Source organism: Pedobacter ginsengiterrae, from assembly GCF_039537385.1.
Lineage (GTDB): Bacteria > Bacteroidota > Bacteroidia > Sphingobacteriales > Sphingobacteriaceae > Pedobacter > Pedobacter ginsengiterrae.
In genome coordinates this window covers 62,643-89,381 of sequence record NZ_BAABAK010000004.1, presented here as the reverse complement: position 1 = coordinate 89,381, position 26,739 = coordinate 62,643, and the positions used below count along the sequence as shown (strand labels likewise).

At 36.0% G+C, this 26,739-nt stretch carries 22 protein-coding genes and 3 tRNA genes; 14 read left to right on the top strand and 11 right to left on the bottom strand.

What is annotated here, in order from left to right; translation table 11 throughout:
- Positions 1-17 precede the first annotated feature (17 nt).
- From ABD692_RS05120 to ABD692_RS05095, 6 genes are all read left to right on the top strand, one after another.
- Positions 18-560 (top strand): P-loop nucleotide/nucleoside kinase family protein, encoded by a 543-nt coding sequence (locus ABD692_RS05120; RefSeq protein WP_344765539.1) that lies wholly within the window; start codon positions 18-20, stop codon positions 558-560.
- A gap of 377 nt (positions 561-937) precedes the next feature.
- Positions 938-1,438 (top strand): GNAT family N-acetyltransferase, encoded by a 501-nt coding sequence (locus ABD692_RS05115; RefSeq protein WP_344765536.1) that lies wholly within the window; start codon positions 938-940, stop codon positions 1,436-1,438.
- A gap of 6 nt (positions 1,439-1,444) precedes the next feature.
- Positions 1,445-1,957, top strand: a complete 513-nt coding sequence (locus ABD692_RS05110) for a carboxymuconolactone decarboxylase family protein (RefSeq protein WP_344765534.1) — start codon at positions 1,445-1,447, stop codon at positions 1,955-1,957.
- Between the two features lie 217 nt (positions 1,958-2,174).
- Entirely contained in the window at positions 2,175-3,053 is an 879-nt protein-coding gene (locus ABD692_RS05105; protein WP_344765530.1) for an SAM-dependent methyltransferase, read from the top strand.
- A 76-nt stretch (positions 3,054-3,129) separates the two neighbouring features.
- Positions 3,130-3,915: a DJ-1/PfpI family protein gene (locus tag ABD692_RS05100; RefSeq protein ID WP_344765527.1), complete on the top strand. Its 786-nt coding sequence runs from the start codon at positions 3,130-3,132 to the stop codon at positions 3,913-3,915.
- A 105-nt stretch (positions 3,916-4,020) separates the two neighbouring features.
- Positions 4,021-5,496 (top strand): aminotransferase-like domain-containing protein, encoded by a 1,476-nt coding sequence (locus ABD692_RS05095; protein WP_344765525.1) that lies wholly within the window; start codon positions 4,021-4,023, stop codon positions 5,494-5,496.
- A gap of 142 nt (positions 5,497-5,638) precedes the next feature.
- On the opposite strand, the gene ABD692_RS05090 is transcribed toward ABD692_RS05095, so the two are convergent.
- The 6 genes from ABD692_RS05090 to ABD692_RS05065 form a co-directional block, all read right to left on the bottom strand.
- Positions 5,639-6,310 (bottom strand): succinate dehydrogenase cytochrome b subunit, encoded by a 672-nt coding sequence (locus tag ABD692_RS05090; protein WP_344765522.1) that lies wholly within the window; start codon positions 6,308-6,310, stop codon positions 5,639-5,641.
- A 544-nt stretch (positions 6,311-6,854) separates the two neighbouring features.
- Complete coding sequence (locus tag ABD692_RS05085) at positions 6,855-7,673, bottom strand: site-specific integrase (protein ID WP_344765520.1); 819 nt, start codon at positions 7,671-7,673, stop codon at positions 6,855-6,857.
- A gap of 89 nt (positions 7,674-7,762) precedes the next feature.
- Positions 7,763-8,152 (bottom strand): hypothetical protein, encoded by a 390-nt coding sequence (locus ABD692_RS05080; RefSeq protein WP_344765518.1) that lies wholly within the window; start codon positions 8,150-8,152, stop codon positions 7,763-7,765.
- 110 nt (positions 8,153-8,262) lie between these two features.
- Positions 8,263-9,534, bottom strand: coding sequence for a site-specific integrase (locus ABD692_RS05075; protein ID WP_344765515.1), 1,272 nt, complete (start codon positions 9,532-9,534; stop codon positions 8,263-8,265).
- A 240-nt stretch (positions 9,535-9,774) separates the two neighbouring features.
- Positions 9,775-9,848: transfer RNA gene (locus ABD692_RS05070), tRNA-Asn, on the bottom strand.
- Positions 9,849-9,935: 87 nt separating this feature from the next.
- A tRNA-Asn gene (locus tag ABD692_RS05065) sits at positions 9,936-10,009 on the bottom strand.
- Positions 10,010-10,154: 145 nt separating this feature from the next.
- On the opposite strand from ABD692_RS05065, the gene ABD692_RS05060 reads away from it, so the two are divergent.
- From ABD692_RS05060 to recA, 4 genes are all read left to right on the top strand, one after another.
- The gene (locus ABD692_RS05060; protein ID WP_316761940.1) at positions 10,155-11,075 is read left to right on the top strand and encodes a PfkB family carbohydrate kinase; all 921 of its coding nucleotides are present in this window, start codon (positions 10,155-10,157) and stop codon (positions 11,073-11,075) included.
- A gap of 247 nt (positions 11,076-11,322) precedes the next feature.
- Positions 11,323-12,507, top strand: a complete 1,185-nt coding sequence (locus ABD692_RS05055; protein WP_344765514.1) for an MFS transporter — start codon at positions 11,323-11,325, stop codon at positions 12,505-12,507.
- Between the two features lie 307 nt (positions 12,508-12,814).
- Entirely contained in the window at positions 12,815-13,474 is a 660-nt protein-coding gene (gene nth / locus ABD692_RS05050) for an endonuclease III (protein WP_344765513.1), read from the top strand.
- A 200-nt stretch (positions 13,475-13,674) separates the two neighbouring features.
- The gene (gene recA / locus ABD692_RS05045) at positions 13,675-14,688 is read left to right on the top strand and encodes a recombinase RecA (RefSeq protein ID WP_056094982.1); all 1,014 of its coding nucleotides are present in this window, start codon (positions 13,675-13,677) and stop codon (positions 14,686-14,688) included.
- Between the two features lie 71 nt (positions 14,689-14,759).
- On the opposite strand, the gene ABD692_RS05040 is transcribed toward recA, so the two are convergent.
- On the bottom strand, positions 14,760-14,963 hold the full coding sequence (locus ABD692_RS05040) for a hypothetical protein (protein ID WP_316761953.1): 204 nt from the start codon (positions 14,961-14,963) through the stop codon (positions 14,760-14,762).
- A 64-nt stretch (positions 14,964-15,027) separates the two neighbouring features.
- Complete coding sequence (tsaD, locus tag ABD692_RS05035; protein WP_344765505.1) at positions 15,028-16,029, bottom strand: tRNA (adenosine(37)-N6)-threonylcarbamoyltransferase complex transferase subunit TsaD; 1,002 nt, start codon at positions 16,027-16,029, stop codon at positions 15,028-15,030.
- A 218-nt stretch (positions 16,030-16,247) separates the two neighbouring features.
- Here tsaD and ABD692_RS05030 point away from each other — a divergent pair, with 218 nt between their 5' ends.
- Positions 16,248-20,534, top strand: a complete 4,287-nt coding sequence (locus tag ABD692_RS05030) for a translocation/assembly module TamB domain-containing protein (RefSeq protein ID WP_344765503.1) — start codon at positions 16,248-16,250, stop codon at positions 20,532-20,534.
- A gap of 55 nt (positions 20,535-20,589) precedes the next feature.
- On the opposite strand, the gene ABD692_RS05025 is transcribed toward ABD692_RS05030, so the two are convergent.
- The 3 genes from ABD692_RS05025 to ABD692_RS05015 all read right to left on the bottom strand — a co-directional run bounded on the left by ABD692_RS05025 (position 20,590) and on the right by ABD692_RS05015 (position 23,790).
- Complete coding sequence (locus ABD692_RS05025) at positions 20,590-21,801, bottom strand: bifunctional 3,4-dihydroxy-2-butanone-4-phosphate synthase/GTP cyclohydrolase II (protein ID WP_316761961.1); 1,212 nt, start codon at positions 21,799-21,801, stop codon at positions 20,590-20,592.
- A 150-nt stretch (positions 21,802-21,951) separates the two neighbouring features.
- Positions 21,952-23,379 carry an LptF/LptG family permease gene (locus ABD692_RS05020; protein WP_344765499.1) on the bottom strand — a complete coding sequence of 476 codons (1,428 nt, stop codon included), beginning with the start codon at positions 23,377-23,379 and terminating at the stop codon, positions 21,952-21,954.
- Positions 23,380-23,409: 30 nt separating this feature from the next.
- The gene (locus ABD692_RS05015; RefSeq protein ID WP_316761967.1) at positions 23,410-23,790 is read right to left on the bottom strand and encodes an START-like domain-containing protein; all 381 of its coding nucleotides are present in this window, start codon (positions 23,788-23,790) and stop codon (positions 23,410-23,412) included.
- A 304-nt stretch (positions 23,791-24,094) separates the two neighbouring features.
- On the opposite strand from ABD692_RS05015, the gene ABD692_RS05010 reads away from it, so the two are divergent.
- The 3 genes from ABD692_RS05010 (at position 24,095) to ABD692_RS05000 (ending at position 26,380) form a co-directional block, all read left to right on the top strand.
- The gene (locus ABD692_RS05010) at positions 24,095-24,568 is read left to right on the top strand and encodes a VOC family protein (protein WP_344765494.1); all 474 of its coding nucleotides are present in this window, start codon (positions 24,095-24,097) and stop codon (positions 24,566-24,568) included.
- 290 nt (positions 24,569-24,858) lie between these two features.
- A tRNA-Met gene (locus tag ABD692_RS05005) sits at positions 24,859-24,932 on the top strand.
- Positions 24,933-25,906: 974 nt separating this feature from the next.
- Positions 25,907-26,380, top strand: a complete 474-nt coding sequence (locus ABD692_RS05000; protein WP_344765492.1) for a hypothetical protein — start codon at positions 25,907-25,909, stop codon at positions 26,378-26,380.
- The last annotated feature ends 359 nt before the right edge of the window (positions 26,381-26,739 follow it).

The window sequence follows — 26,739 nt, the reverse complement described above, 5'->3', positions numbered from 1 at the left end:
GACAATTAACCATATAAATGAAAACACTTTATTCTCTTCAAGATGCTGTGCAGCTTATAACTTCTGACAAACATAACCTTAAAGTGGTTATAATGTGCGGATTGGCTGGATCTGGTAAAACGACCTTTTCTCAGATCCTTGAAAAACATAATTTTATGCGGTTATCGATTGATGAAGAAATATGGGCTAAATATGGTAGATACGGGATAGATTACTCCAAGGATCATTATGGGGCAATTCAGACTAAGGCTTACAAATCGCTATTGCACAGATTTTATGATCACCTTAAATGCCGTGACAATATAGTGGTTGATATGAGTTTTTGGCAAAGAAAAAAAAGAAATGAATTTAAAAGAATAATTGAATCTGAAGGTGGAAAATCGTTTCTAATATATATGGATACCCCCATTTCAATTATAAAAAAGCGGCTAGCCTATAGAAAAAATAGATTTGACGCTAATTCAGCCTTTCCAATCACCGATCTCATGCTAAATGAATTTGTAAGCTCTTTTGAAATACCTGAAAATGAAGAGCAATTTAGAATCGGTGAAGAGCTTTAAAGTTTATGCAAATAAGCCCGTTAATTTATTGTTATTCAGGCAAACGCGTTAGCTATTGATTTTATGAGGATTCTTAAAGAACGCCTCTTATTCTTTTTCTAATAAGAAATCCTATCTGGATCCGGAGAGCTGTCCTGAACAATTATGTCAAAAAAATATCGAATAATTTTCGTCATATATTGTATTTTTTTTTGCACCAGACCTCTTACAACTGTAAAGTGTTTCTCGTAATCCATTACATGGATACCGTTCATTTCTTAAACTAGATTAATTTTTTTGCCTCAAAATATTGCAGAGCTTTACAATATTAGAAACACTGGTTTTAGCTCTCTGATTTTCTAAAAAAGACTTGATTTGCAATATTAAAATTCAAAAATATGGAGGAAGAAAAGACTGAAAGAAAGGATATTATAATAGTTGCGTACGAGATGAAATATCACGCTGCGTTTAAAGCCATTAATGAGGAATGGATCAGCACTCATTTTCAAATGGAACAGGAAGATTACAATTCTCTAGAGAATCCCCAAGAATTCATACTTAATAGAGGAGGAAAAATATTGGTGGCACTTTTGAATAATAAACCTGTAGGCGTATGTGCTTTAATTAAGATGAAAGATTCGGAGTATGATTTCGAAATGGCTAAAATGGCTGTATCCCCAGAAGCGCGAGGAAAGAAAATTGGTTGGTTACTAGGAATCAAAATTATTGAAACCGCAAAAGCTATTGGAGCAAAAACTTTATATCTCGAAAGCAACACCATTTTAAAACCGGCAATCAGCTTATATTATAAATTAGGATTTGAGAAAATCGTGGAACAACACACAGCTTATAAACGCTGCAATATTCAAATGAAATTGGAACTGAACAATTTAAAATAAATATGAATGCAGAAAAAATCTGCACTATATAATATCAATTATTCTATAAACTATCATTTATTAAAAAACATGGAGCAAAGATTTAACATTCAACAACTGGAACCCAACGCTTACAAGGCAATGTTCGAATTGGAAAAATATCTTAGTAAAACTGACATCGAAGAATCACTTTTCGAATTGATTAAACTAAGAGTATCACAAATAAACGGCTGCGCCTACTGCATTGAGACACATTCCCGCACAGCATTAGGACATGGAGAACGCCCTCAAAGAATTTTTGCATTGAGCGCTTGGAAAGAATCACCGTTATTTAATGAAAAGGAGAAAGCAGCTTTAAAGCTTGCAGATGAAGTAACCCTAATCTCAATCCAAGGACTAACGGAAGAAACTTACAAGGATTTGAGAAAATATTTTTCTGAAAACGAAATTTCACAGATGATTATGCTTATAGGTACATATAATCTGTGGAACCGGATAGCCATTTCGACTCATATGTTCGTTCCTGACAATAATCAATAAAAATATGTTAGGAATATTGGAATATGTTGCTTAGTGATAAAGCAAATTGACATTTAGCGAGCAAACGGTTGATTGATCTTAAAAAACAACTATAAGAAATCAACGACGAAAAAAGCTTTAGCGGAGTTGATATGTCACTGTCCAAATAATTCCATTTTCTCTAACGTTTCGTGAATATTCGTTAATCGACAAGCAATCCTTAAAAAATATAACTTTCATGAAAAAGAATCAATCTAGCAAAACAGCTGAAGGTGTAGCGCTCATTAGGGCCATTGAATCCGAAAAACCAGTAAACATCCGGATATGTTATGATCCTTTCGCACGAGCATTCATACCTAAGATTTCTTACTTTTTAAGTAAGCTGTTCATCAATTCAGGGATATACAACAGGGTAGCTCAGGGTTTAATTGAACTTTTGATAGTAAGAGATAGGTATATTGATGATTGCCTAAAGGGATTCATAAGGGAAGGTGTTGACCAGATAGTTATATTAGGTGCTGGATTTGATACCAGAGGTTATCGAATAGATGGGATTGAAAAGATAAAGATTTTTGAGGTAGACCATCCGGATACCTTGAAAATCAAATTGAAACGGCTCAAAAAAGTTATTAAAAAAGAACAACAGAATATTTTCCACGTTCCTGTAGATTTTAATACCCAGTCACTTGCAGAGCGCCTTCTCGAAAGCGGATACAATGATCAGCTCAAAACTTTTTTTATCTGGCAGGGAGTAACTGTTTATCTTACTAATGAGGGTGTAGATAATACATTGTCATTTATAGCGAACCGGTCAGGGGAAGGCAGCAGCATAATTTTCGACTTTTTTGATAATGAAATGTTACAAGACACCAATCGGCCGGAAGTTAAGATGATGCATCGCTCTGCCAAAGTGACAGGGGAAGGTTTCCTTTTTGGAATAGACAGTGGAACAATTGAGGTTTTCCTTTCCAAGCGAGGGTTTCAAGATGTCGAAAATAAAACAGCCAAGATGTTAACGGAAATCTATTTAACTGGGCAAAATGCTCACCATAGCATTCCTGAAGGATTTAACATTGTACTCGCACGAGTAAAGGAAAGGAATTTTAATCAAGGGTAAACCAGATGATCGTCAGGAGCGATAGCGGGTGTTTACTAAAAAACTAAATAATAGAGGCACACAAACTAATAAATAAATGAAATCGATAAAGACTTGCTTAGTAATTCTTTGCGTTTTAGGAATGACAACCTTATACGCCCAAAAACAAACATCAATCCACATACCTGAAAATGAAATAGGAACAATTACATTTAGCTCAAAAGTTCCTATAAAAAACATAGGGATATTTATTTACGACGGGTTTAACACCTTGGATGCAATGGGACCTTATCATATACTTTCCCAGATAGTAGGTTCAAAAGTTTTTTTTATTTCAAAACGAAAGGGATTAGTGAGAAATCAAACAGGTATGGAGGTAAAAGTAGAAAAATCTATAGATGAGGTAAACCACCTAGACATCTTAGTAATTCCGGGAGGTGCCAGGGAAACCTATCTACACACAAAAGATCAGTCATTGCTAGATTGGATTAAACGAATTGATAAAGGTTCTGTTTACACCGGAGGTGTGTGCACTGGGGGCTGGATACTGGGTGCTACCGGACTGTTAAAAGGTAGGAATGTTACGACCAATTGGTACCGTGCAGAAGAAATAATGAAGAAGTACGGTGCTAATTTTAAACCAGAGCGATACGTACGCGATGGCAAATACTGGACCTCTGCTGGGGTAACGGCAGGAATGGACATGTCACTTGCTATCGTTAATGATCTTATGGGAAATCAGTATACACAGGCGGTCATGCTTGACTTGGAATATGATCCTAAGCCTCCAATTGATGGAGGAAGTATCGAAAAGACAACACCAGAGGTTAAGCGATTCATGAACAGATTGTACGATGGCATTTTTACTCCTGTCATGAAATAATAACAGAAAAAAAAACCGGCACGTTATAGAAATTGGAAGCCGTGAGGCCAGGAAGCACCTGTTGTCTTAATATAAATTGAAGCTATCAGTCATTAACAAATTGAAATGTTGCCATTCCGTTCACTCATCAATTTTGGCGAAAGAAAGAATATGCCTATTTTTCAGTTCATTGCCAATCATTTAATTACCCTTATTCGACAAGGAAAAATACTACCAGGATCGAGTTTGCCGGCAACTAGGGAAATGGCTATTTTAATCGAAGTTCATCGAAATACAATCACGAAGGCATATAATGAATTGAGGGCTCAAGGTTGGGTAGATGCAATACACCGGAAGGGATTTGTAGTAAGAAGCGATTTACCAATATCAAAGCCGAGATCTTACCCATTAGAAATAAAATATTATTCCGATCCAGTTATTCCTGAGAAAGCTTCGATTTACATTCCGAAAGGCTTTAATTTTATACCTCAAAAGCTTTACCCTGGCTCTATATTTATAGATGACGGCTTTCCTGATATACGACTAGCGCCGATAAAGGAACTTTTAAAAGGTTATCAAAATATAATAGACCGGAAATCTGTAAAAGAATTATCATTCGCCAATTCACTGGGCGACTCACGACTAGCATATTCTACAGCCGATATGCTTAACAAGACAAGAGGACTGAATACCAGATCAGAAAATATTCTCATTACACGAGGTGCACAAATGGCTATCTACCTCGCTGCTGCTATTCTTCTTAAAGAAGGTGATGAAATTGTTGTAGGTGAGCCAGGCTACTTCATGGCAAATAGCGTATTTAGGCAATTTGGAGTAAAAATTAACTTTTTACCGATCGATGAAGATGGCATAGACGTTGATAGAATCGAGGATTTATTACGGAAAAAAAATATAAAATTATTGTATTTAATTCCGCATCACCACCACCCGACTACTGTGACGTTAAGTTTTTCGCGTAGAATTCAACTACTCAAATTGATTCAAAGATATCGTATATGGGTAATTGAAGATGATTATGACTACGATTTTCAATATCAGGAAGGGCATATATTACCATTAGCCAGCAACGACAAAAGTGGTCAGGTTATTTATATCGGGTCATATAGCAAAATTTTAACACCTTCTATACGTATCGGTTTCATGGTAGCCAGCACGCAACTGATTGAAAGAGCGATCACACTTCAAAAACTTATAGATTTTGGTGGCGATGTTGCTATGGAGTCCTCACTTGCCTCATTAATTGATCGTGGTGATCTTAGCAGGCATGTAAATCGTTCCCTAAAAATCTATAAGCACAGATTCGAGAATACCTCAAAGCTAATCAACTCTGAACTTCGCCATATAATCTCCTTTAGAAAGCCCTTAGGTGGGATGGCACTATGGTTGAAATTTGAGGATAGTTATCCTTTGTCTAAAATTCTCTTAAAATTAGCCAAGTCCGGAGTTGTCATTTCAGGAACGACTTATTATAAAGATGCATACAAGCACTATAATCACATTAGATTTGGATTTGCGTCACTCACTGATAATGAGCTTCAAAATGTTATAGAAGTCTTCAAAAAAGTAATTTCTAAAAGTTAATTTTAGTTATTACACTTTTCGTTTACATCAGATCATATGCATGTTTTAAAAACAGAAATTCTTATAAATTGACAGCACTCAGGCGTATTTGGCTTCAAACGCATGTTATGTTGATCCCATTTTTTAATTTTACAATATTCCCTTAGCCAATCCAACCACAAAATATTGATAACGGCATCATACTTAATATGGTTGGTATAATTATTGAATAAGCAATACCAGAAATATAAATTGCCTTGTTATATTTTAAGTGGCTCCAACCCATTGATCTGAAAGCACTCTTGAAACCATGTAGTAAATGCCAAAATAGTGAGAAACAACCTAATAGATAAACTCCAACCATAACAGGATTATCAAATTTCTCAAGCATCATCTCGTAGAGTGGGAGTTCCTTGCTGAAACGGAGTTGATTAATTCTATTCGGAATCCAGAAAGCTGAGGTATGAATAATAAGAAAAAGAAGTATCAAAGTTCCTAACAATGCCATGCTTCTACTGTACCAGGTACTAGAAGCCGCATCATTTTTATAGGCATATGATATTGGCCGGGCTTTACGATTCTGATTCCAAAGATAAAGCCCTTGCCATATATGAATCAAAAAACCTAGTATCAGAAAGATCTCTATGGTTCTGGTTACGGGATTATTTCCCATAAAGTGCGCAACAGCGGTAAAGGTTTTTCCGTGGTCATTGTAAAATATAAGTCCATTGATTGCGGTATGTATTATGAGAAAGATGATTAAAAACAGTCCTGTAATTGCCATTACAATTTTTTTTCCAATGCTACTGGTTAGGGTCTTATTTAGCCAATTCATACTATTTAAAGGGTGAGGTATGTTCTGAAATTTTTATTAAAACAATTGTTGGATTTAAATCTTCACACACAAATTGTGAATACAAAATTATGTAAAGCGGTGTTACATAAATAGTCCAGAAGTTACTTTCAAAAGGTACCAGATTGAAAAATGCTTTTCTTGGAAGGAAGAGAATAGTTCTAAATTTTTTTCTTTCGTAAATGATAGATCAAAGCGATTGTAGATACAATTAATTCTAGCCATCTAAGTATTACCTGATAGCTAAAAGCAGTAGGTCTTTCCAGATCAAATGAGAAATAGCACCACTCCAAGATTACTTGTGCTATGAATCAACGTTTACTGATATAGTAAATAAACAACATCCATACCGCGAAGGCAACGATAAAAGCAGGTAGCGGATTCGACATTGCCGTTCCTGCCAGAAAAGCTCCGGTAGCGATGACGCACGTTAGAAAAAATAAAATTAAATTCTTCATGATTTTTAATTCAAGGTTTAAATATTAACAATCGACGTGGCCCAATTACAGAGGCAGGCAGATTACTTTTACGCAGCATCGCTAATTGATGCCTCTTTTTTTTGTTTTGCAAGTAATTTTATATCTAAACGTCTTAGCAAAGTGACCACTTTTTTTTGCACATCATCAACAATACTCCAATCTTTTTCAATATAGATATCTGTTGTCCGGTGTTCGTCATCAACATGGTTCAGAGCCAGTGCAACATCGTCTTTACTAATACGACAGGCGTTCCGTGCAATAGTTGCAAATGTATGCCTAGCCCAATAAGTCGTCACTACTGAAATACCTGTGAGTTTTCTCAGTTGTTTCATACCCTGGCTTAATGCCGTATCTAAAGCTCCATAGGTAGAATAACGTACAGATAGCTTCCCAATGTATTTTTCCAAAAGTGGCTTGGCTTCTTCAACAACCTTTATGCTGATAAATGCATTATCTTTTCTTCGACCTTGGGTTTTAGAACGGTTATATTCAATTCGTCCATTTCGAACATTTTTTCTATTTACATTATAAAAATCTACCGCATTCATTCCACAGGTAAGAAAAGAAAGTATAAAAAGCTCTTTTGCAAGTTCTGCCCGACTTCCTGGTTCTGTTATGCAATCTCTAATTCGCAAGATCTCCTCAATCGAGTTGTTTCGTTTCTTTGTTAAAGGAACCCGGCCAAGTTTATATTTTTTAAAAGGATAATGTTTAATTCGATGGAATTCCAAATCTTCATTATTATAAAAATCTCTGGCTTCATTGAACAATGTCCGTAGATCTCTCATGTGATTGTGAAGACCAATTTCACTCATAGCTGGCCGATTGATTACAACTATTTTCCCTAATTGGTTTATCCTTTCCATTTTTCTTTCTGACTTCAGGTAACACTCATAAGAATATAACATGGTCGAGTTAATCTCTGTTACAGAAACAGTTGGCCGTCCAAAGTAGTCTATAAGACTATTTTTGATTCTACTTGATTATGCGCAGTACCTTCTCGACCTTCCAATTTTGTTTTTTGAATATGTTCATTGCAAAATGCAATAAAATCGATATCTGCATCTTTATCCCTAATATAATCCCGTAATGCTCCAGCGCTAAATGAACTAAGCTTGTTGCCAAGCTCGCTAACTGTTCTTCGGTAATCGATCAACTCGCTTTCAACCAAGTCGGCAATAAACCTGTCCTTTATCTTGAACTTTGATGTTAGCTGTTTGCCAACCAAATAGTGATTAGTGTTAATGTACCTTCTTTGGCCTTTATGGAAGATACAGACTTTTACATTGTAGGTTCCATCAGCTTTTTTGTGATGCTTGTAGATTTTTGCACTTATTGTTGCCATAGTTTATTGTGCACACAGCAGGTTGATTATAATAACTGGTTATTCATATGAATGGTGTGCTTACTTCGCATGGAATAATTAATCCAATCATTTTTATTTATTATTTTTAGTTAATCTTCTTTTTCTCCGATCAAAAGTTGGATTACCTTTTCCTGTAGTTCATCAATAATGCTCCAATCTTTGTCAACATAGATGTCTGTAATTCTTCTCTCCCGATCCACATGGTTCAATGCCAGCGCCACATCGTCCTTGCTCATTCTGCATTTATTGCGTGCTAAATTACCAACAGTATGTCGGGCCCAATAATAAGTAATCCCATTGACATTTAACTGATTACATAACTCTCTCATCCCTGCACTTAAGGCTTTATTCAAACTCCCAATATTGCTATATCGTTGGCAAAGAGATCCTACGTATTTATTTATAAGTGGCTTTGCCTGGGGTATGATCTTTATACTAATGAAAGCGTTGTCCTTTCTTTTGTCTTTGGTTTTTGAACGGTTGTATTCCAATCTCCCTCCGACAATATTGGACTTATCTACTTTAAAAACATCTACAGCATTAATGCCACACATATAGAAAGACAGCATGAATAAGTCTCTGGCCAACTCGGCTCTACTTTCTGGTAAGGGGCTGCTATCCCGGATCAGCTTTAATGTATCTATGTCTGTATTACGTTTACGGGTCAGCGGTGCTCCAACGATTTTATACTCATCAAAAGGATAGTGCTCAATCCTTAATAATCCCAAGCTTTTTCTATTGTATTTTCTGCGAGCATAGTTGAAAAGTCCCCTTAAATCCCGCATATAATTATGCACACTGGCGTCTTTTAAGGGATGCTGAAAAGTTGAGATTGGTTTGTGGAACTGGTTCAATCTGGTTATTACCCTTTTTGATCTGAGGTGATGCTCCCAGTCACCAAGCATATCGTAGTTGATTTCCTCGATGAATATCTTCTCTTTACCAAAAAAATCTATGAGGCTGTTCTTTACCGTTCGGTAATTGGCGGCACTCTTACTTCTACCAACTTCTTCCAGATAAGCTATAAACTCGGTGCAGAAAGCTATAAAATCAATCCTTTCATCAGTCTTGGTCAGATATCTTTTGAGTTCATCGGCACTAAAAAGGTGGAGTTTTGGTCCAAGGTTGCTAATGGCCAATCTATAGCTATCCAATTCGGAATTGACCAGTGTTTTAACAAACTGATCTTTGATTAAGAACTCCCGCTTGTTTTCGGGGTGCCTTTTTAACTGTTTGTCGCAGAGAAAGTGTGTCGTTTCGATGAACCTCTGCTGGTTTTTGTGGTAAATTCTGATCTTTACATTGCACGTACCATCATTTTTGTAATGGTGAACGTAGATTTTTGCATCAACTGTTGCCATTTTAACTTGAAAAAAATTGCGTTTACGGATACCGGAAGTCCTAAATCGCGGGATTTTCTTTGTTAAATATTTGTAAAAGTCATACGTTAAATTCGACAGTTTTTCCTGTAAAACTTAACATGATTTGGCTATTGAAAAGACAAAATGGAGGTAGGAAACTTCCTATTATGGAAATAAAAAACCCCATCCTATTAGCTAGAAATGGGGTTTTTATGTGATTTTCAGGCTTGAAAATCTTTGCTCCCTCTGCTGGGCTCGAACCAGCGACCCTCTGATTAACAGTCAGATGCTCTAACCAGCTGAGCTAAGAAGGAATTTTTAACCTGGTTGTAATCATTTTTTACCAAAATCATTTGGCAATTTTATCATAAAAAATCCCCACATTGCTGTGAGGATTTTTGCTCCCTCTGCTGGGCTCGAACCAGCGACCCTCTGATTAACAGTCAGATGCTCTAACCAGCTGAGCTAAGAAGGAGTGCTGGTTGTTTCCTAAAACGAGGTCTTTTGTGCTTTGCAGTACATATGCCCTTGTTCGTTTTGGGAATGCAATATTAGGGCTTTTAAATTATTTATGCAATATTTGCAGTGAAAAAATTTTAAAAAAATTCAAAATAAAATATATGAGCCTGATAATCATAGGTACTGTAGCTTTTGATGCTATTGAAACTCCCTTCGGAAAAACAGATAAAATTGTAGGTGGAGCAGCAACTTACGCAAGTTTAGCAGCTTCTTACTTCTACAACAAAGCAAAAATTGTTGCAGTTGTTGGCGATGATTTCCATAAATCGGATATCGATACTTTTACTGAACACGGAATTGACACCGAAGGATTACAAATTAAGGCAGGCGAAAAATCATTTTTCTGGTCGGGAAAATACCACAACGACATGAATAGCCGTGATACTTTAATTACCGAATTAAATGTATTGGAAAACTTCGACCCGATTATTCCAGAAAGCTACCAGGATTGTGAATACCTAATGTTAGGCAATCTTACTCCACAAGTACAGCAAACGGTTATTAAACGCCTTAAAAACCGCCCAAAATTAATAGTTATGGACACTATGAACTTTTGGATGGATATTATGATGGACGATTTATTAGAAACCATTAAAATGGTTGATGTTTTAACCATCAATGATGCTGAAGCTCGTCAATTATCTGGAGAGTATTCTTTAGTTAAAGCAGCTAAGAAAATCCTGGCAATGGGCCCTAAATACTTAATCATTAAAAAAGGTGAGCATGGCGCTTTGTTATTCCACGAAGACAAGATTTTCTCTGCTCCTGCTTTACCATTGGCCGAAGTTTTCGATCCAACAGGTGCTGGTGATACTTTTGCAGGTGGCTTTATTGGTTATTTGGCTAAAGTGGGAACCATCAACTTTAGCAATATGAAAAATGCAATTATTTACGGTTCGGCTTTAGCTTCGTTCTGCGTAGAAAAATTCGGAACTGAAAAGTTATTAAACTTAACAGAACAAGAAGTTGCCTCAAGAATTCAGGAGTTTGTAAATTTAAGCTCGTTCACGATCGAAGCCTAGGTAGCAGACCACTACAAATCTTAATTGTACAAAAACACTTAGCCGCCCTGTTGCTGATTAGATTAATTCAATCAGCAAAAGGGCGGCTTTATTATTCTTGAGGAATCTAGTTTGAAAGCCCTGATTCTTGGCCATACCCAAATCCATGCTTCTCCAAATCATCGTTCTTTTAATTGCTTTTATTTTACATTTTATACTGCGAAAAGTCATAACTTTGCTTAGTGTAAATTAAACACTAAGCATCTCCATGAATAAGAATTTAATTCCATTAACCTTGGGCGGTTTGGGTATTGGCATAACAGAATTTGTTATGATGGGCCTACTTCCAGATATTGCCAAAGATTTACATATAAGCATCCCAAAAGCAGGTCATTTAATTTCTGCTTACGCTTTAGGCGTTGTAATTGGAGCACCGTTATTAATTATGATAGCTGGAAAATATCCACCTAAGAAAATATTAATAGCCTTAATGGTAATGTTTACCGTCTTTAATGCCTTTTCTGCATTTGCGCCAACCTTCGATACCTTATTTATTGCAAGATTACTTTCTGGCTTACCCCACGGCGCCTTTTTTGGCGTTGGTTCGGTAGTTGCCAGTCGCATTGCAGCAAAAGGAAAAGCTGCTCAGGCGGTTTCGTTAATGTTTATGGGTTTAACCATTGCTAATATCGTAGGCGTTCCTTTAGGTACATTTATTGGTCATAACTTCTCCTGGCGAATTTCGTTTGCCGTTGTAGTTGCTGTTGGTTTAATCACATTATTAAGTTTAAAATTATGGCTGCCAGCTTTAGAGGCTGCAAAAAATCGCGATTTGAAAAGCGAATTAAGTTTTTTTAAGAAGCGCGAAGCCTGGATTATTATCTTCATGATATCGATTGGTACAGGCGGCTTATTTACCTGGTACAGTTACATTGCTCCGCTAATGACAGAAGTTGCTGGCTTTTCACCGAATGCAGTAACTTACATATTAATGCTCGCGGGTTTAGGTATGATGGCTGGAAATTACCTCGGCGGAATCCTGGCAGACAAATATTCGCCAGCTAAAGCTTCGGCTACGCTGCTGGTGACCATGGTAATTACCTTAATTATCGTACACTTCGTATCCGATAACCAGATTTTAGCCTTAATAATGACTTTTGTTACTGGCGCAGTTTCATTCTCTCTGGCCGCACCAATTCAAATGTTAATGATTCAATCAGCCAAAGGATCAGAAATGTTAGCCGCATCCGCAAGTCAGGCGAGTTTTAATATCGGCAATGCCTTGGGCGCATTTTTTGGCGGCCTGCCATTGGTTTATGGTTTTGATTATACTTCACCAGCCTATGTTGGTGCTGCTATGGCATTGATCGGGGCTTTCTTTGCATTTTGGTTAATCAAAAGCAATCAAACCGTCGAAGTTGGCGAGAAAATTCCCGTAACATCTTTTCATTAATAATTGGAGTTCTTCCTAGTAGCTTTCGTCTAATCTAAGCTTATTGTAAGAAAGTCTTTCTCTATAATATCCTTAGTGCAAATCCATATCAAGTCCATAGTAAGTCCATGTTTTACCCATAAAATACGGACTTATCTTTAAGTATCTCCAGTTTTACATTGGCTACGGATGCGACAGAGGATAAGTATAACATGACTGAACATGCTATATGCATTCCATGTCAAATAGTTTTCAGATTTAGTTTCACAAGTTCTAAAGTAATTTCAAAGTAGAAACTATGTTTTAATCTAACTACTTATATTTGCCCATGCTTAAAAAAGAACGCTATAAACTTTTTGTAGAACATTTTTCGGCCAAGCAACCCGATGCTGAAACCGAGTTACACTATAATAATCCTTACCAGCTTTTGGTATCAGTAATCCTTTCGGCACAATGTACCGACAAAAGAGTAAATATGGTTACACCTGCCCTTTTTCAGCGTTTTCCAAATGCAAAAGCTTTGGCTGAAGCAACACCTGATATTGTTTTCGATTACATAAGAAGCATAAGCTATCCAAACAATAAAGCCAAACATTTGGTTGGTATGGCTAATATTTTACTCCATGAGTTTAACGATGTTGTGCCATCGGGGATTGACGACTTACAGAAAATGCCTGGTGTTGGTCGTAAAACAGCAAATGTTATTGCATCGGTAATTTACAATGCGCCTGCAATGGCTGTTGATACACATGTTTTCAGGGTTGCCAATCGTTTAGGTTTAACCAATGGAAAAACTCCCTTGGCGGTTGAAAAAGACCTGGTTAAAAACCTTCCTGAACACGATATACACATTGCCCACCATTGGTTAATCTTGCATGGTCGCTATGTTTGCGTGGCCCGAAGCCCCAAATGTGATATTTGCGAAATTACCTATATGTGTAGGTATTTTGAAAAAAACAACCTGAAAAAACTGAAAGCTGAAAATTAAATGTTTCGCGTATTGATTTATAAGCGCATAACAGGCAACCCTAAACCGATAACTGCACTGTAAAAAATTATTTTTACTTTACTATTGACATTAGCCAAAAAACATTTAACTTAGCTAAATATTTTAGTATTACAACTTATTAACATCCGAGCATATTAGCCGACTATTCAATTATATTTACGGAATCAAATAACAAAAAAATGGCAAGCGCAAATCCTGATAAATTAAAAGCCCTACAATTAACTCTAGATAAATTAGAAAAATCTTATGGTAAAGGCACCATAATGAAACTTGGCGATACCGCTATTGAACCGATTGATTTTATTTCTACTGGTTCAATTAGTTTAGATATTGCTTTAGGTATTGGTGGGATTCCAAAAGGTCGTGTAATCGAAATTTATGGTCCTGAATCTTCTGGTAAAACAACTTTAGCAACACATATTATCGCCGAAGCCCAGAAAAAAGGTGGTATTGCTGCATTTATAGATGCAGAACACGCTTTTGATCAGTTTTACGCTAAAAAATTAGGTGTTGATACCGATAACCTATTAATTTCTCAACCTGATAACGGTGAGCAAGCTTTAGAGATTGCGGATAACTTAATCCGTTCTGGAGCAATTGATGTAATTGTAATTGACTCTGTTGCTGCTTTGGTACCTAAAAGTGAAATTGAAGGCGAAATGGGTGATAGCAAAATGGGTTTACATGCCCGTTTAATGAGTCAGGCGTTACGTAAATTAACAGGTACAATTTCTAAAACTGGCTGTTGCTGTATCTTTATTAACCAGTTACGTGATAAAATTGGTGTAATGTTCGGTAACCCAGAAACTACAACTGGTGGTAATGCATTGAAGTTTTATGCTTCAGTTCGTTTAGACATTCGTCGTATTTCGCAAATTAAAGATTCTGACGAAGTTTCTGGTAACCGTGTTAAAGTTAAAATCGTTAAGAATAAAGTTGCACCACCTTTCCGTATTGCAGAGTTTGATGTAATGTTTGGTGAAGGGATTTCTAAAAACGGTGAGATTGTAGATTTAGGTGTTGATTTTGGTATTATCAAAAAAGCAGGTTCTTGGTACTCTTACGGAGATACTAAACTTGGACAAGGTAGAGATGCGGTTAAACAACTTTTAAGTGATAACCCAGAATTAGCTGAAGAATTAGAAATTAAAATTAAAGCCGAAGTAACTGGCGATAAATTAGAAGAAAAATAGTTTCTATTATAGTTAAACAAGAATGGCCGTGATAATCATCACGGCCATTCTTGTTTAAAATCCATTTGGATTTAGTTTGTATCCTGACTGAAAATGGCGTTAAAATCTTTAGTTACATATACAATTACCAATATCGCTGCAATAAGCAAAGCGCCAAGAATAATTACGCCCCAGCTCCCTTTCAATTTGTTTTTATCTTTTCTGATGAGATAATATAAAATTCCGATTAAGGGAATTGCACAAACTATCCAAAATATTAACGATGCACCTGTCATATATAAAAAATCTAATATTATTAATAAACAATTAGCTGCTTAACCAATTCGATCGTTAAGCAAATTAAAATTCCATTCTCGCCAATGGCGAAACTTCCTGTCCTACATAATCCTGCTTCAAATATTTTTGATAGCCTGCAATAGCAATCATTCCTGCATTATCTGTACAATATTGAAAAGCAGGAATGTAAACCTTCCAACCCAATTCATCTGCGGTTTGCTGCAAAGTATTTCTTAATCCAGAATTCGCAGAAACACCGCCAGCAATTGCAACTTCATTAATATTATACATTTTTGCTGCTTTCTTTAACTTATTCATCAAAATCTGAATAATGCTAAACTGAACGGAGGCACAAATATCCGCTAAATTTTCGGCAATAAAATCTGGATTTTCCTTTTCCTGTTTTCTAATAAAATAAAGAATAGAAGTTTTAAAGCCACTAAAACTAAAATTTAGATCGGCAATTTGTGGCTCTGCAAATTTAAAAGCTTTTGGATTACCCAATTGGGCATGCTTATCAATTAAAGGTCCGCCAGGATAAGGTAACTGAAGGATTTTAGCCGTTTTATCAAACGCCTCTCCTGCTGCATCATCTAACGTTTCGCCAACAATTTCCATATCGAAATAATCCTTAACCAAAACGATCTGTGTATGTCCTCCAGATACGGTTAAGCAGAGAAAAGGAAAGTTAGGTTTAGGTTCATCAATGAAATGCGCTAAAATATGCGCATGCATATGATTGACAGAAATTAACGGTATATTTAATGCTAGTGCAAAAGATTTAGCAAAAGAAACCCCAACCAAAAGTGAACCCAATAAACCTGGCCCGCGTGTAAAAGCGACTGCATTTATGTCCTGTTTTGTGACACCTGCATTTTTTAAAGCTTGCGCTACAGCTGGAACAATATTTTGCTGATGTACCCTTGAAGCTAATTCAGGGATTACACCACCATAATTTTCATGAATTGTTTGGTTTGCAATAACATTGGCCGTAATTTTGCCGTTGTTACAAATAGCGACAGATGTATCATCGCAAGAAGACTCGATAGCAAGTATAACAGACAAATTATTTTTATTTAAGCTGCAAAATTATTAAAAAACTATTTAAAATACTCCTTTGGGTAATTGCATCAATACTTTTGCTGCTTGCGCTACTTGTTTTTTCACTGCAATTTAAGTCTGTACAAACTTTTTTTGCAAAAAAAGCCGCTGCTTATTTATCAAAGGAGCTTCATACTACGGTTTCAATTAAGAGTCTTTATATTAAGCCTTTCAAATCCATCGTGCTTGAAGAGTTACTGGTAATGGATCTTCAAAAAGATACATTGTTAAACGCTCCGACGCTAATGGTTGATATTAACCAATTTTCTATCGACAAAAAGATAATTGATATTAATACCATACAACTTAATAATGGAACCTTTTTCTTAAAAGATCTCAAAGATAATTCTTCTAATCTCGATTTCATTATAAATTATTTCGATTCTGGTAAGCCTACTGTAAAAGATCCAACTAAAAAGCCTTACAAATTGGATTTTGGAAGAATCATTATCAACAAGCTAAATTTCAGATACAGAAATTACAAAGCAAAAGATTCTTTACAAGGCAAAAGTGTAAATTTCGAAAATGTTGACGTAAGAGAATTAAGCGGAATTTTTGAAGGCTTTGATTTTAAAGACCACTTACTTAAAACCAACATCAAAAACCTAACGCTCAGGGAGAGAAGTGGTTTTTACTTAAAAAATCTTACTGCTGAAACAACTGTAGATTCGAACGCGATCGAGCTTAAAAACCTATTACTGCTAACCAATCAAAGTAGGCTGACGAATTATTTTCAAATGAAGTTTAAATCTTTTAAAGATTTTAACCACTACATTGATAATGTTAGGATGAAAGCGATTTTCAAGGATAGCCACATTACATCGAGAGATGTTGCATTTTTTGCGCCAGAAATGAATGAGATGAAGCTGGATATTGATGTAGATGGTCAAATAACTGGTTTGGTTAATAACCTGAGAGCTAAAAAACTCTCCATAAAATCTGGTAAAGCAACCTATATAAAAGGCGATTTCATATTAAAAGGACTTCCGAAATGGAAAGAAACCTTTATGGATTTAAAAATCGAAATGGCTGGAACCAACAAAAGAGATTTGGATGAAGTTTTAGGTGGAATAACAGGAAGTAAGAAAAAATTAATTCCATCCATTGTCGATAAATTCGGCAATATTAACTTCAACGGAAGTTTTACTGGTTTTCAAAACGATTTTATTGCCTATGGTGAATTCAAAACCAAGCTGGGCAGAATCGTTTCTGATGTGAACATGAAAATTGATAAAAACGATGTGCCTTCCTATACTGGCAGTGTAAAAACTTTCGATTTTAATCTTGGTAATTTATTGGATGAAAAAAGTTTAGGCCGTATAACATCATCATTAAATGTTAAAGGCCGCGGCACAGAACTTAAACACCTTTCAGAAAAACTGAGCGGCGATGTGGAATACATAGATTTTAACAATTACCGTTACAGAAATGTTAAGGTCGATGGAACTTTCGATAAAAAATATTTTGATGGCAAATTAAGTATAAACGATAAAAACATTAAACTGATTTTTGATGGTGGAGTAAACCTAAATCCTAAATTACCTGTATTTAATTTTAATGCAACGATTACTGGTGCCCGATTAAAAGCCTTAAATCTTTTAAAAGATTCGTTAATGGTTGATGCGAAGTTTAACACTAATTTTTCGGGAACAAACCTGAATAACATCGAGGGCAGGTTGCGGATACAAGAAATTACCTTAAGAACCCCTAAAGGCACTTATAGTATAGATTCGGTAGAGCTTAGCGCAAACGGAACAGGCGTTGCCCGAAATTTGACCATCAAATCAGATATTCTGGATGCCAGTATTAACGGGAAGTACGACTTAAATTCTATTGGTTCTTACTATAAAGCAATTGCTAAAACTTACATTCCTTCTTTCCAAACGAAGATTATAAAATACAATGAACAAATTTTTGAATTCAATTTAAAAATTAAAAAATTCGAGCCGCTTGCCCAGTTAATTTCACCAGGCTTGGAGATTAATGAAGGGGCAAATTTCATCGGGAATTTCGATTCGAGAAATAATACGGCTACATTAAATGGCTTTATTAAAAACCTAAAATATCAGGGTGTTGTGGTAAATAATATCATTGTCGATGAAAACACTACTCCGCAACAACTTCAGTTAAACATAACTTCCGATCGGGTACAGCTTAACGATAGCTTATTTATTAAGGATGTTAATATATCCAACATCCTACGAAATGATAGTTTGGCCTTCAACTTAAAAATGTCTAATTCTGATGAAGCCAATCAGCTCGATTTAAATGGTTTGGTTGAATTTACCAAAAACCAGGACACTACGGCAAGATTGAGTGTTTTACCATCCATACTAAAAATTAACAACGAAGAATGGCGGATTGAGGAGAAGGTACGTATCATTTTAAATAATGGCAAAACCGAAATCAAGAACTTCGATCTGGAAAATGGCAATCAGCAAATTACCGTTAATGGATTAATTTCTGAAGATCCAAAGGATTTGCTTCAGGTTGGATTTAAAGATTTCAATTTAAAAACAATTAACCCCTTTACAAAAGGCTCGGGTGTTAAGCTGGCAGGAAATGTTAACGGAAAAACCGACTTATATGGGATTTTAAAAGTGCCCAGGGTAATTGATGATGTAAAAATCGATTCGTTAAATTTTAATGATATATACATTGGTACGCTTACTGATACTTCATCTTTTAATAGTGAAAAAAATCGGATTAATGTTTATACACGCATTATGGCCGATGACTCCGAAACATTTAAATTAACTGGTAATTTAGATCTTAAAGAAAAAGAGATCGATTTAAATGTTAAAATGGATGAGAGTAAACTGACCATTTTTGAGCCATTTGTGAAGCAACTTGTTTCCAATTTAAAGGGAAATGTATCATCAGACTTAACTGTAAAAGGCAAATTCGATAACCCAAAAATAAACGGTACACTTTCGCTAGATAAGGCACAAGTAATGGTTAATTACCTCAAAACCACTTATGTAATCACCGATGAGGTAAATGTAGAAAATAGTGTAATTAGTCTGGATGACTTTAAGTTAAATGACCTTGAAGGACACGAAGCTACAGCTAATGGCTCGGTAGATTTAAACAATATTGATGATCCTACTTTAGACGTTACCGTTAACGCAGAAAGCTTAATGGCCTTGAATACCACCAACAAGGATAACTCGGTTTATTTTGGTAAAGCTTATGGCACGGGTAAATTTAGCTTTAAGGGCCCGACAAGTAAGATGAAGATTGATATTAAGGCCAAAACAGAAAAAGGAACGGTATTCAATTTACCTTTAAATAGCTCTGAAACGGTTTCTGATAACGATTTCATTAACTTTATTAGTTTAGACTCAGCTAAGGTTGTTAAAAAAGCTACCACTTTCGACGGTTTAACATTAACCTTTAAATTAACAATAGATCCAAATACGACAGCAAATATTTTTACCACCCTGGGCAACCTAAGTGGAAAAGGTAATGCAGAATTAAATCTGAACATTAACAGTTTAGGCGATTTCGAAATGTCGGGCGATTATATTATCGAAACGGGAAGTTTCGACTTCACCGCTCAAGAGGTTATTAATAAGAAGTTCGAAATCAGGCAAGGCGGAACCATCCGGTGGACTGGTAACCCGACCGCAGCGCAAATAAACTTAAAAGCGGTTTATGCGCTGAGAGCGAACTTAAACGAGTTGTATAAAGCTGCGAACAGAGATGCAAGTAGTAATGCAAACCAAAGGGTAAATACCGAGGTTGAAATGGGTTTAACTGGCTTATTATTACAACCAGATATTAAACTGGATATTAATTTCCCTGCCCAGCCTGCAATTAAGGAGGAATTGCAAACTTATTTCAGCGATCAGAATAACCTGAATTTACAGGCCTTTAGTTTAATTATCAGAAGAAGTTTTGCTCCTGGAAATGGTGGTGAATCTATCGGGAAACAGTTGAGCTCGAGCGTATCGAGTACGGCAACCGAATTGGTGTTTAATCAGTTTAATAATGTCCTATCATCCTTAAACTTAAACTTTGTCGATTTAAATGTAAAATCGCTGAGTGAGGCAAATGCTTCGTTTAAGTTCTTTAACGACCGCCTAATTGTTAATGCAGGGATTGTTGACAGAAACAGCTTAAATGACTTCACCGTTATTGATTTTGCAGACCGAAATGTTGGTAGTGAGGTTGAAGCTTTATTCCTGATTAAAAAAGATGGAAGTTTAACGGGTAAACTGGCCAATAAACCACCAACACAACAAAGTATTTTCCTAAATAGCGGCATAAGTGCAACAGCCAATGTAACCTCAATTGGATTGGTGTACACGCAACAGTTTGACACGTTTAAAGAATTTCTTCAGAAACTTACAGGTGCTTATCGGAGAAACCTGAGAAAGAAACAGGCAGAACAACCTGTTAAAACGAATAAATCGATTAATAAAGAAGCCATTATTAATCAGAGTAAAAATAATCAGAGAAGATAATTTTCTGTTACCAGTAATCGATTATAAAGCCGATTACTGGTAACAGATGATATTTTTAACCTTTCATAATGGAGTGACCCATTTTATCTCTCTTGGTTTTTAAATAACGTTCATTATGTACGTTACTTTCAATTTCGATTGGAATGTTTTCTACAATTTCTAAACCATAGCCAACTAAGCCTGCACGTTTTGTAGGGTTATTACTCATTAAGCGCATTTTGGTTACCCCTTGCGATCTTAAAATCTGAGCCCCAACACCGTAATCGCGTTCATCGCCCTTAAAGCCTAATTTAATATTCGCTTCAACGGTATCAAAACCTGCATCTTGTAAATTATAAGAACGTAGTTTGTTGATTAGTCCAATACCACGACCTTCCTGATTCATGTAAACTACAACACCTTTGCCTTCCTTTTCAATCATTTCAAGGGCTTTATGTAGTTGAGGTCCGCAATCGCAGCGGCAAGAGCCAAAAATATCACCTGTTACACAAGAGCTGTGAACACGAGCAAGAATAGGCTCTCCTTCCTTCCACTCACCTTTAGAAATAGCCAGGTGTGTTGCATTATTATCAAGCTGGGTATAAGCCGTCATTTTAAAATCGCCCCATGCAGTTGGCAAGTCAATGGTAACTTCCTGTTTTACCAGGCTATCAATGCCCAAACGATAAGCAATTAAATCTTCGATAGAAATAATTTTAAGCTGGTGCTGTTCTGCTATTTTAAACAAATCAGGTAAGCGAGCCATTTCGCCATCTTCTTTTAAGATTTCGACTAAAAGTCCTGCTGGTTTCATTCCTGCCAGTCTGGCTAAATCAACCGCAGCCTCTGTATGGCCTGCTCTTCTAATTACGCCACCATCTTTTGCTCTTAAAGGAAAAATATGTCCAGGTCTGCCTAATTCATCGGGATTTGTATTTGGATTAACCAAGGCAAGCATTGTTTTAGAACGATCGCTTGCTGAAATGCCCGTTGTACAACCATGCCCAACTAAATCGACAGAAACTGTGAAATTAGTTTCGTAAGCGGCTGTATTTTTACCAACCATTAAATCCAGGTTTAGTTCATCACAACGTTCTTCAGTTAAAGGGGCACAGATTAAACCACGACCGTAAGTTGCCATGAAATTGATTACTTCGGGTGTAGCATTTTCTGCAGCAGTTAAAAAATCGCCTTCATTCTCTCTGTCTTCATCATCAACAACGATAATAACTTTACCGGCTTTGATATCCTCAATAGCCTCTTGTATGGTATTTAATTTTGTTTGCATTTTATGTAAAGTACAATATTATTTAACGGCTAAAAGCTTTCAAAACAATATGCTAAGCCTATATTATTCGCCATTAATTATATACAAATGTACAACCTTATTAAAGAATATAATTAAGAATATATCATTTAGAAGTAAAGGAAATATACCTTAAGATCTTTGCTTAATTTTGAAAAGTTTGATAAAAAACTGCTTGTAATAATTTACATCAAACAAGGCCGAATCTACTGTGGCTTTATAGGTAAGAAATACAGCAAGTGGCGTTAACAGGATAAAAGCAATCCACATACCAAAAACTGGATTAATTGAACCTTCTCTGGCTGATTTTTCGGCCACAGTGGTAACAATATGGTAGATTAGGAAGAAACAGATGGCAATTACAACAGGCAAACCCATCCCCCCTTTTCTAATAATCGCACCAAGTGGCGCCCCGATGAAAAACAACAAAATACACGATGCGGCTAAAGTAAACTTGCGTTGATATTCTACGCTGGTAAAAATAATTTCACCGTTCAAATCTTCCTGTCGCGGTGCACCGTTAGATAAACTCTGTGTGATTACTGAAACTGTATTTGAGGCATTTTGAATACTAGCCAATCTTGAACCATTTGGAATGCTTTTGAGCATAACATTATCGATCTTTTTAGGAACAACTTTTAACTTGGTGTAGCCTGCTGCAAGATTATTCTGTTTAAAATTATTACCAAGTGTTCTGGCGGTATTACGGTTAAGGGTATCCATTTGCTTAGTCAGCGAATCGCGTTTCTTAACAATTCCTTTTAAATTAAGCATTACCGTACTATTACCAAAGGCATTTTGATCTGTCTTCTGCAAATCGAAAGATTTCATATCGAACTTAGGCTCGGTTTCTTTAAATCTGGTTCTGGATAAGATCTGCCTCGGATTGTAAACCCCATTGCTATTAGATTGCTCTTCGTAAGTTACTCCGTTTTTAAGGTTAAACACTAAGTAAACTCCATCTTTCGATTTCTTCATCTCGCCTTCTTTAGCAAGAATAACCTTAGGAATACCGTTGGTACCTTTATGATCATAAATCATAATTCCATACATTTTCCCATCTTCATCTTTACTATCAACACGGATAGAATAATCGGGAATACTATTGTTAAAAACACCTGGTTTAATTAAAAATGCCAGTTTTTTGTTCCTAACATCAAACATCAGCGAATAAAACTTAAGGTTCGCCTTCGGCAGAATATAATTGGAGAAAACGAATGAGCTTACCGTTAACATTAGAATTAGTACGATAAGCGGACGCATGGCTTTTTGCAGCGAAATACCAGCCGATTTTATAGCAACCAGTTCGTAGTTTTCACCAAGGGTACCAAAGGTCATGATGGAAGAAAGCAGTACGGAAAGGGGCAATGCCATCGATATTTGTACCATCGATTGATAATACATAAGCTCCAGGATGGTGTACCATTCAAAGCCCTTCCCAATAAGATCATCAACATATTTAAAAAGGAAAAACATTAAGAGGATAAACATCACTACAAAAAAAGTAGTAATAAAGGGCCTGATGAATGTTTTAATTATTAGAATATGGATCTTTTTCACCCTACAAAGGTAAACAAAGCAGAATAAATATTATGCACCTAAAACGCTGATCAGATAATCGATCTGATTATCCCAAATTAATTTCTTTTCTGCCAGCAAATCATCGGTTGCGAAATCGGTTATGGCTAAGGCAACATCATTGGTTAGTTCGTCCTGCACAATTTCCATCTCGAAATAGCATTGCGGTTCATCATCCAGCCATTTAAACTTAACCAGTTTATTTTCTTTTATAGAAACAAGTTTTGCCTTTTGCTGCTCATCATCCCATGTAAAGGTGTAAACCTGGTCGCGAAAATTTACATCATCGGCAAACCATTGTGATAAGCCGTTTGGCTCACTTATAAAGCTATATAATATTCTTGGTGACGATCTAACTTCGTACTCTAATGTAAATTTTTTCTTATCAGCCATATTAGTACAAACCAGAATAAATCCGGACTATTTTTAATATTATTTTTCTAAAGAAAGGTAATTTATTCTACATCTGCAACAATATAATTTTCATCTGCTATTTTTGCGATACAAGTAGGTTTAACACTTGTTTATTGAAAATTATTCGACTGCTTAGTGTATAATGGAGCAGCTATCTTCCTCAAAAAATGACAAAGAAGGCTTTATAGCAAAAAACGAATTTGCTGAACAAGCAACCTGGACTGTAAATGAAAAGCCGTAAAAACTTATTTATCTTAGATTAATAAAATAAAACACCCAGCAGATGATCAAAAAGATATTAATAGTTTTAGCATTGGCGATATCATTTGGATTTGGTTTCGCATCCAACTCTATCCTAAACAAAAAACAAGTAATAAAGGAAAAAGTAACTGGTATTGGTGGCATTTTCTTTAAATGCAAAGACCCTAAGAAAATTAGAGAATGGTACAAAAATCATCTTGGGCTAAACACAAACGATTACGGTGCGACTTTTGAATGGGGTGCATCAACAACAGACCCAACTAAAAAAGGTTCTACACAATGGACTCCGTTTGCCGAAACAACAAAATATTTCGAACCCTCTGCAAAAGATTTTATGATTAACTACCGAGTGGCTGACTTGGAAGCGCTGGTTGTTGAATTAAAAAGAGATGGTGTAACCATTGTTGATAAGATGGAAACTTATGATTACGGAAAATTTGTACATATCCTAGACATGGAAGGCAACAAAATTGAACTTTGGGAACCTAAAGATTAGATAACGCAAAGTGTTTAGTTTTGGATAGTAAGAAAATTTGCAGCCTCATGCCTGATCGGATAACGCAACGGCATTTAAATTATAGTTGAATTGTATTAGGCAACAGCATATATAACGTTATAATTTTCAGGTAAACTGAAAAAACCGTCCTAGTCATTCCCATAATCATTAGATTTACAAAAGGTTACATAAATTTTATTTTATTTTTCTTCAGAAAGGTAATTTATTCTATATTTGCAACTCGAAAAAATAACCATACCAATATTTACATTTATAAGTAGATATTACCCGGCGGGGTAGCTCAGATGGTTAGAGCGCAGGATTCATAACCCTGAGGTCGGCAGTTCGATCCTGCTCCCCGCTACAATAAGGAAACAGCATATATTTGTTGTTTCCTTTTTTTATACCATAAAAATCTGTTAGTCAAAACATTAGCACCTCAACAAGAACAGTTCGATTTTTAATGAAAATTCTTTAGCCTTATTTATCTTCCAGACTAAAAACACGCTTTAAAACAACTTTAAAGCGTTATTTTCGCGTTCAATTTTTCTTTAAGGATATATGGTTTTGGAGACTTACTTAAGCCACTGTAAGTGTTGCAACAATGTACATCAAGTTTAGAATCATAGCAGCTTCTTTTTCGTCGATTTGAATCCCGTGTTTGGCTAAAACACTAATCGCACGATATGAATGTACTTTTCGATCCAAAAAATTCGTGGTATGCGGTAATATATATTCAATATCTGCAGTTTTAATATTTTTCTTTGTGCATAATACCTTACAAATTGCACCACTGGTAGACAACTGGAATATACTATGACACACTATTTTCAAGGCACTTACAAATAATTAAAAATTGGTGCAAAGGGGTCAAATAAATTGGTTTGTGCACATACATTCTTCATTGCCCTGACTATCCTACTCATGGGTGTATTATGCCTAACTTCGGCACCTCAGTTAAGCCAGACAAATTTAAGAAAGAAGAGATATCTTTAGGATTAGGTATATTTTGGGTGCTCAGGTTATTTATCCAGTTTTTTGGATACGCTTCGCTATTATGGAAAGGCAAGACATTTGAAACAATAATCCATATCTTGTTTGCAATAATTCGGGCATATTTAAGTACGGTATTTTTAATTGCATATTTTAGCTAAAAGTTGCATAGGATAATTTAGGAAAGTATTTACACTGATATTATCGATCAAAATAAACGAAAGATTAAACCTGAAATCATGAAAAAACAGAATTGGATTCGATGTATATATTTGTTCAGATCGATGCTTCTTTAGTGGGGATGATGAAGATATGTAGGTTTGAGTCCGTTAGCGAGACTGAAATATGAAAATAGGTGCACTAATCGGCCTTGTCTTTGGCCTGCTTTGGTGGTGGGTTGGTGTTGATGCTGTGACTGGATCAGCCGCCACAATTCTCCAGATTCTAGGCATTTTTATATTTGCCGCCACGGGCATCTGGATTGTTAGGCGCCAGGCTACACCGCCACGGCAAAAGCCACGTTGGAATTACTACATGGCCGCCGTGATCGCAGAGGTCATCGCCATCATGTTTTCGCAAACCTGGCTCACTGCACGGGATTTAGGGCACCTACTCCTTCCTACAGTAGGATTAATCGTCGGTCTGCATTTCACCGGGCTATGGCATGCCTTCGCACGCCGCCGCTTTTTAATCCTCGCTGTGGTAATGACCGCTATTAACCTGTTGGCACTACTTCTGCCACTTACGCCCGCAGAGCGACTGTTATTATCTGGATTTGGTTCATCAGCATCTCTACTCATTACAGTTCTACTGCCCTGAAGGTTTCCATTTTGTCGTTATCTTCCGCATTTTCAAGATTATTCTCCGCAAAAAATGCGGACATAAAGACAGCTATTCTCCGCATTGCATTTAGTATTTAAGGGGAAAAACTTTATTAAAAACACAAAAATGATGTCCCAAAAAGTTTGGGATAAAAGGACTTTAAGCTTTCTTCTTATCCAATCAGGCCAGCAAACCGTAATTGAACTATGGTAATAATACAAGCCTTTGTACTTCGATAGCTCCACCATTACAAAGCCTCTAAACGTTGTGCGTATGCTAAACCAACAGTCCTCAAAAAATAAAAAACCAAGTTTTAGTTAAGCGCCAAATTCAAACTTACTTGATTTAAGATCCAT

Coding starts and splice junctions, on each gene's coding strand:
- ABD692_RS05120 (WP_344765539.1), top strand. CDS start 18: ATGAAAACACTTTATTCTCTTCAAGATGCTGTGCAGCTTATAACTTCT.
- ABD692_RS05115 (WP_344765536.1), top strand. CDS start 938: ATGGAGGAAGAAAAGACTGAAAGAAAGGATATTATAATAGTTGCGTAC.
- ABD692_RS05110 (WP_344765534.1), top strand. CDS start 1,445: ATGCAGAAAAAATCTGCACTATATAATATCAATTATTCTATAAACTAT.
- ABD692_RS05105 (WP_344765530.1), top strand. CDS start 2,175: ATGAAAAAGAATCAATCTAGCAAAACAGCTGAAGGTGTAGCGCTCATT.
- ABD692_RS05100 (WP_344765527.1), top strand. CDS start 3,130: ATGAAATCGATAAAGACTTGCTTAGTAATTCTTTGCGTTTTAGGAATG.
- ABD692_RS05095 (WP_344765525.1), top strand. CDS start 4,021: ATGTTGCCATTCCGTTCACTCATCAATTTTGGCGAAAGAAAGAATATG.
- ABD692_RS05090 (WP_344765522.1), bottom strand. CDS start 6,310: ATGAATTGGCTAAATAAGACCCTAACCAGTAGCATTGGAAAAAAAATT.
- ABD692_RS05085 (WP_344765520.1), bottom strand. CDS start 7,673: ATGGAAAGGATAAACCAATTAGGGAAAATAGTTGTAATCAATCGGCCA.
- ABD692_RS05080 (WP_344765518.1), bottom strand. CDS start 8,152: ATGGCAACAATAAGTGCAAAAATCTACAAGCATCACAAAAAAGCTGAT.
- ABD692_RS05075 (WP_344765515.1), bottom strand. CDS start 9,534: ATGGCAACAGTTGATGCAAAAATCTACGTTCACCATTACAAAAATGAT.
- ABD692_RS05060 (WP_316761940.1), top strand. CDS start 10,155: ATGAGCCTGATAATCATAGGTACTGTAGCTTTTGATGCTATTGAAACT.
- ABD692_RS05055 (WP_344765514.1), top strand. CDS start 11,323: ATGAATAAGAATTTAATTCCATTAACCTTGGGCGGTTTGGGTATTGGC.
- nth (WP_344765513.1), top strand. CDS start 12,815: ATGCTTAAAAAAGAACGCTATAAACTTTTTGTAGAACATTTTTCGGCC.
- recA (WP_056094982.1), top strand. CDS start 13,675: ATGGCAAGCGCAAATCCTGATAAATTAAAAGCCCTACAATTAACTCTA.
- ABD692_RS05040 (WP_316761953.1), bottom strand. CDS start 14,963: ATGACAGGTGCATCGTTAATATTTTGGATAGTTTGTGCAATTCCCTTA.
- ABD692_RS05025 (WP_316761961.1), bottom strand. CDS start 21,801: ATGCAAACAAAATTAAATACCATACAAGAGGCTATTGAGGATATCAAA.
- ABD692_RS05015 (WP_316761967.1), bottom strand. CDS start 23,790: ATGGCTGATAAGAAAAAATTTACATTAGAGTACGAAGTTAGATCGTCA.
- ABD692_RS05010 (WP_344765494.1), top strand. CDS start 24,095: ATGATCAAAAAGATATTAATAGTTTTAGCATTGGCGATATCATTTGGA.
- ABD692_RS05000 (WP_344765492.1), top strand. CDS start 25,907: ATGAAAATAGGTGCACTAATCGGCCTTGTCTTTGGCCTGCTTTGGTGG.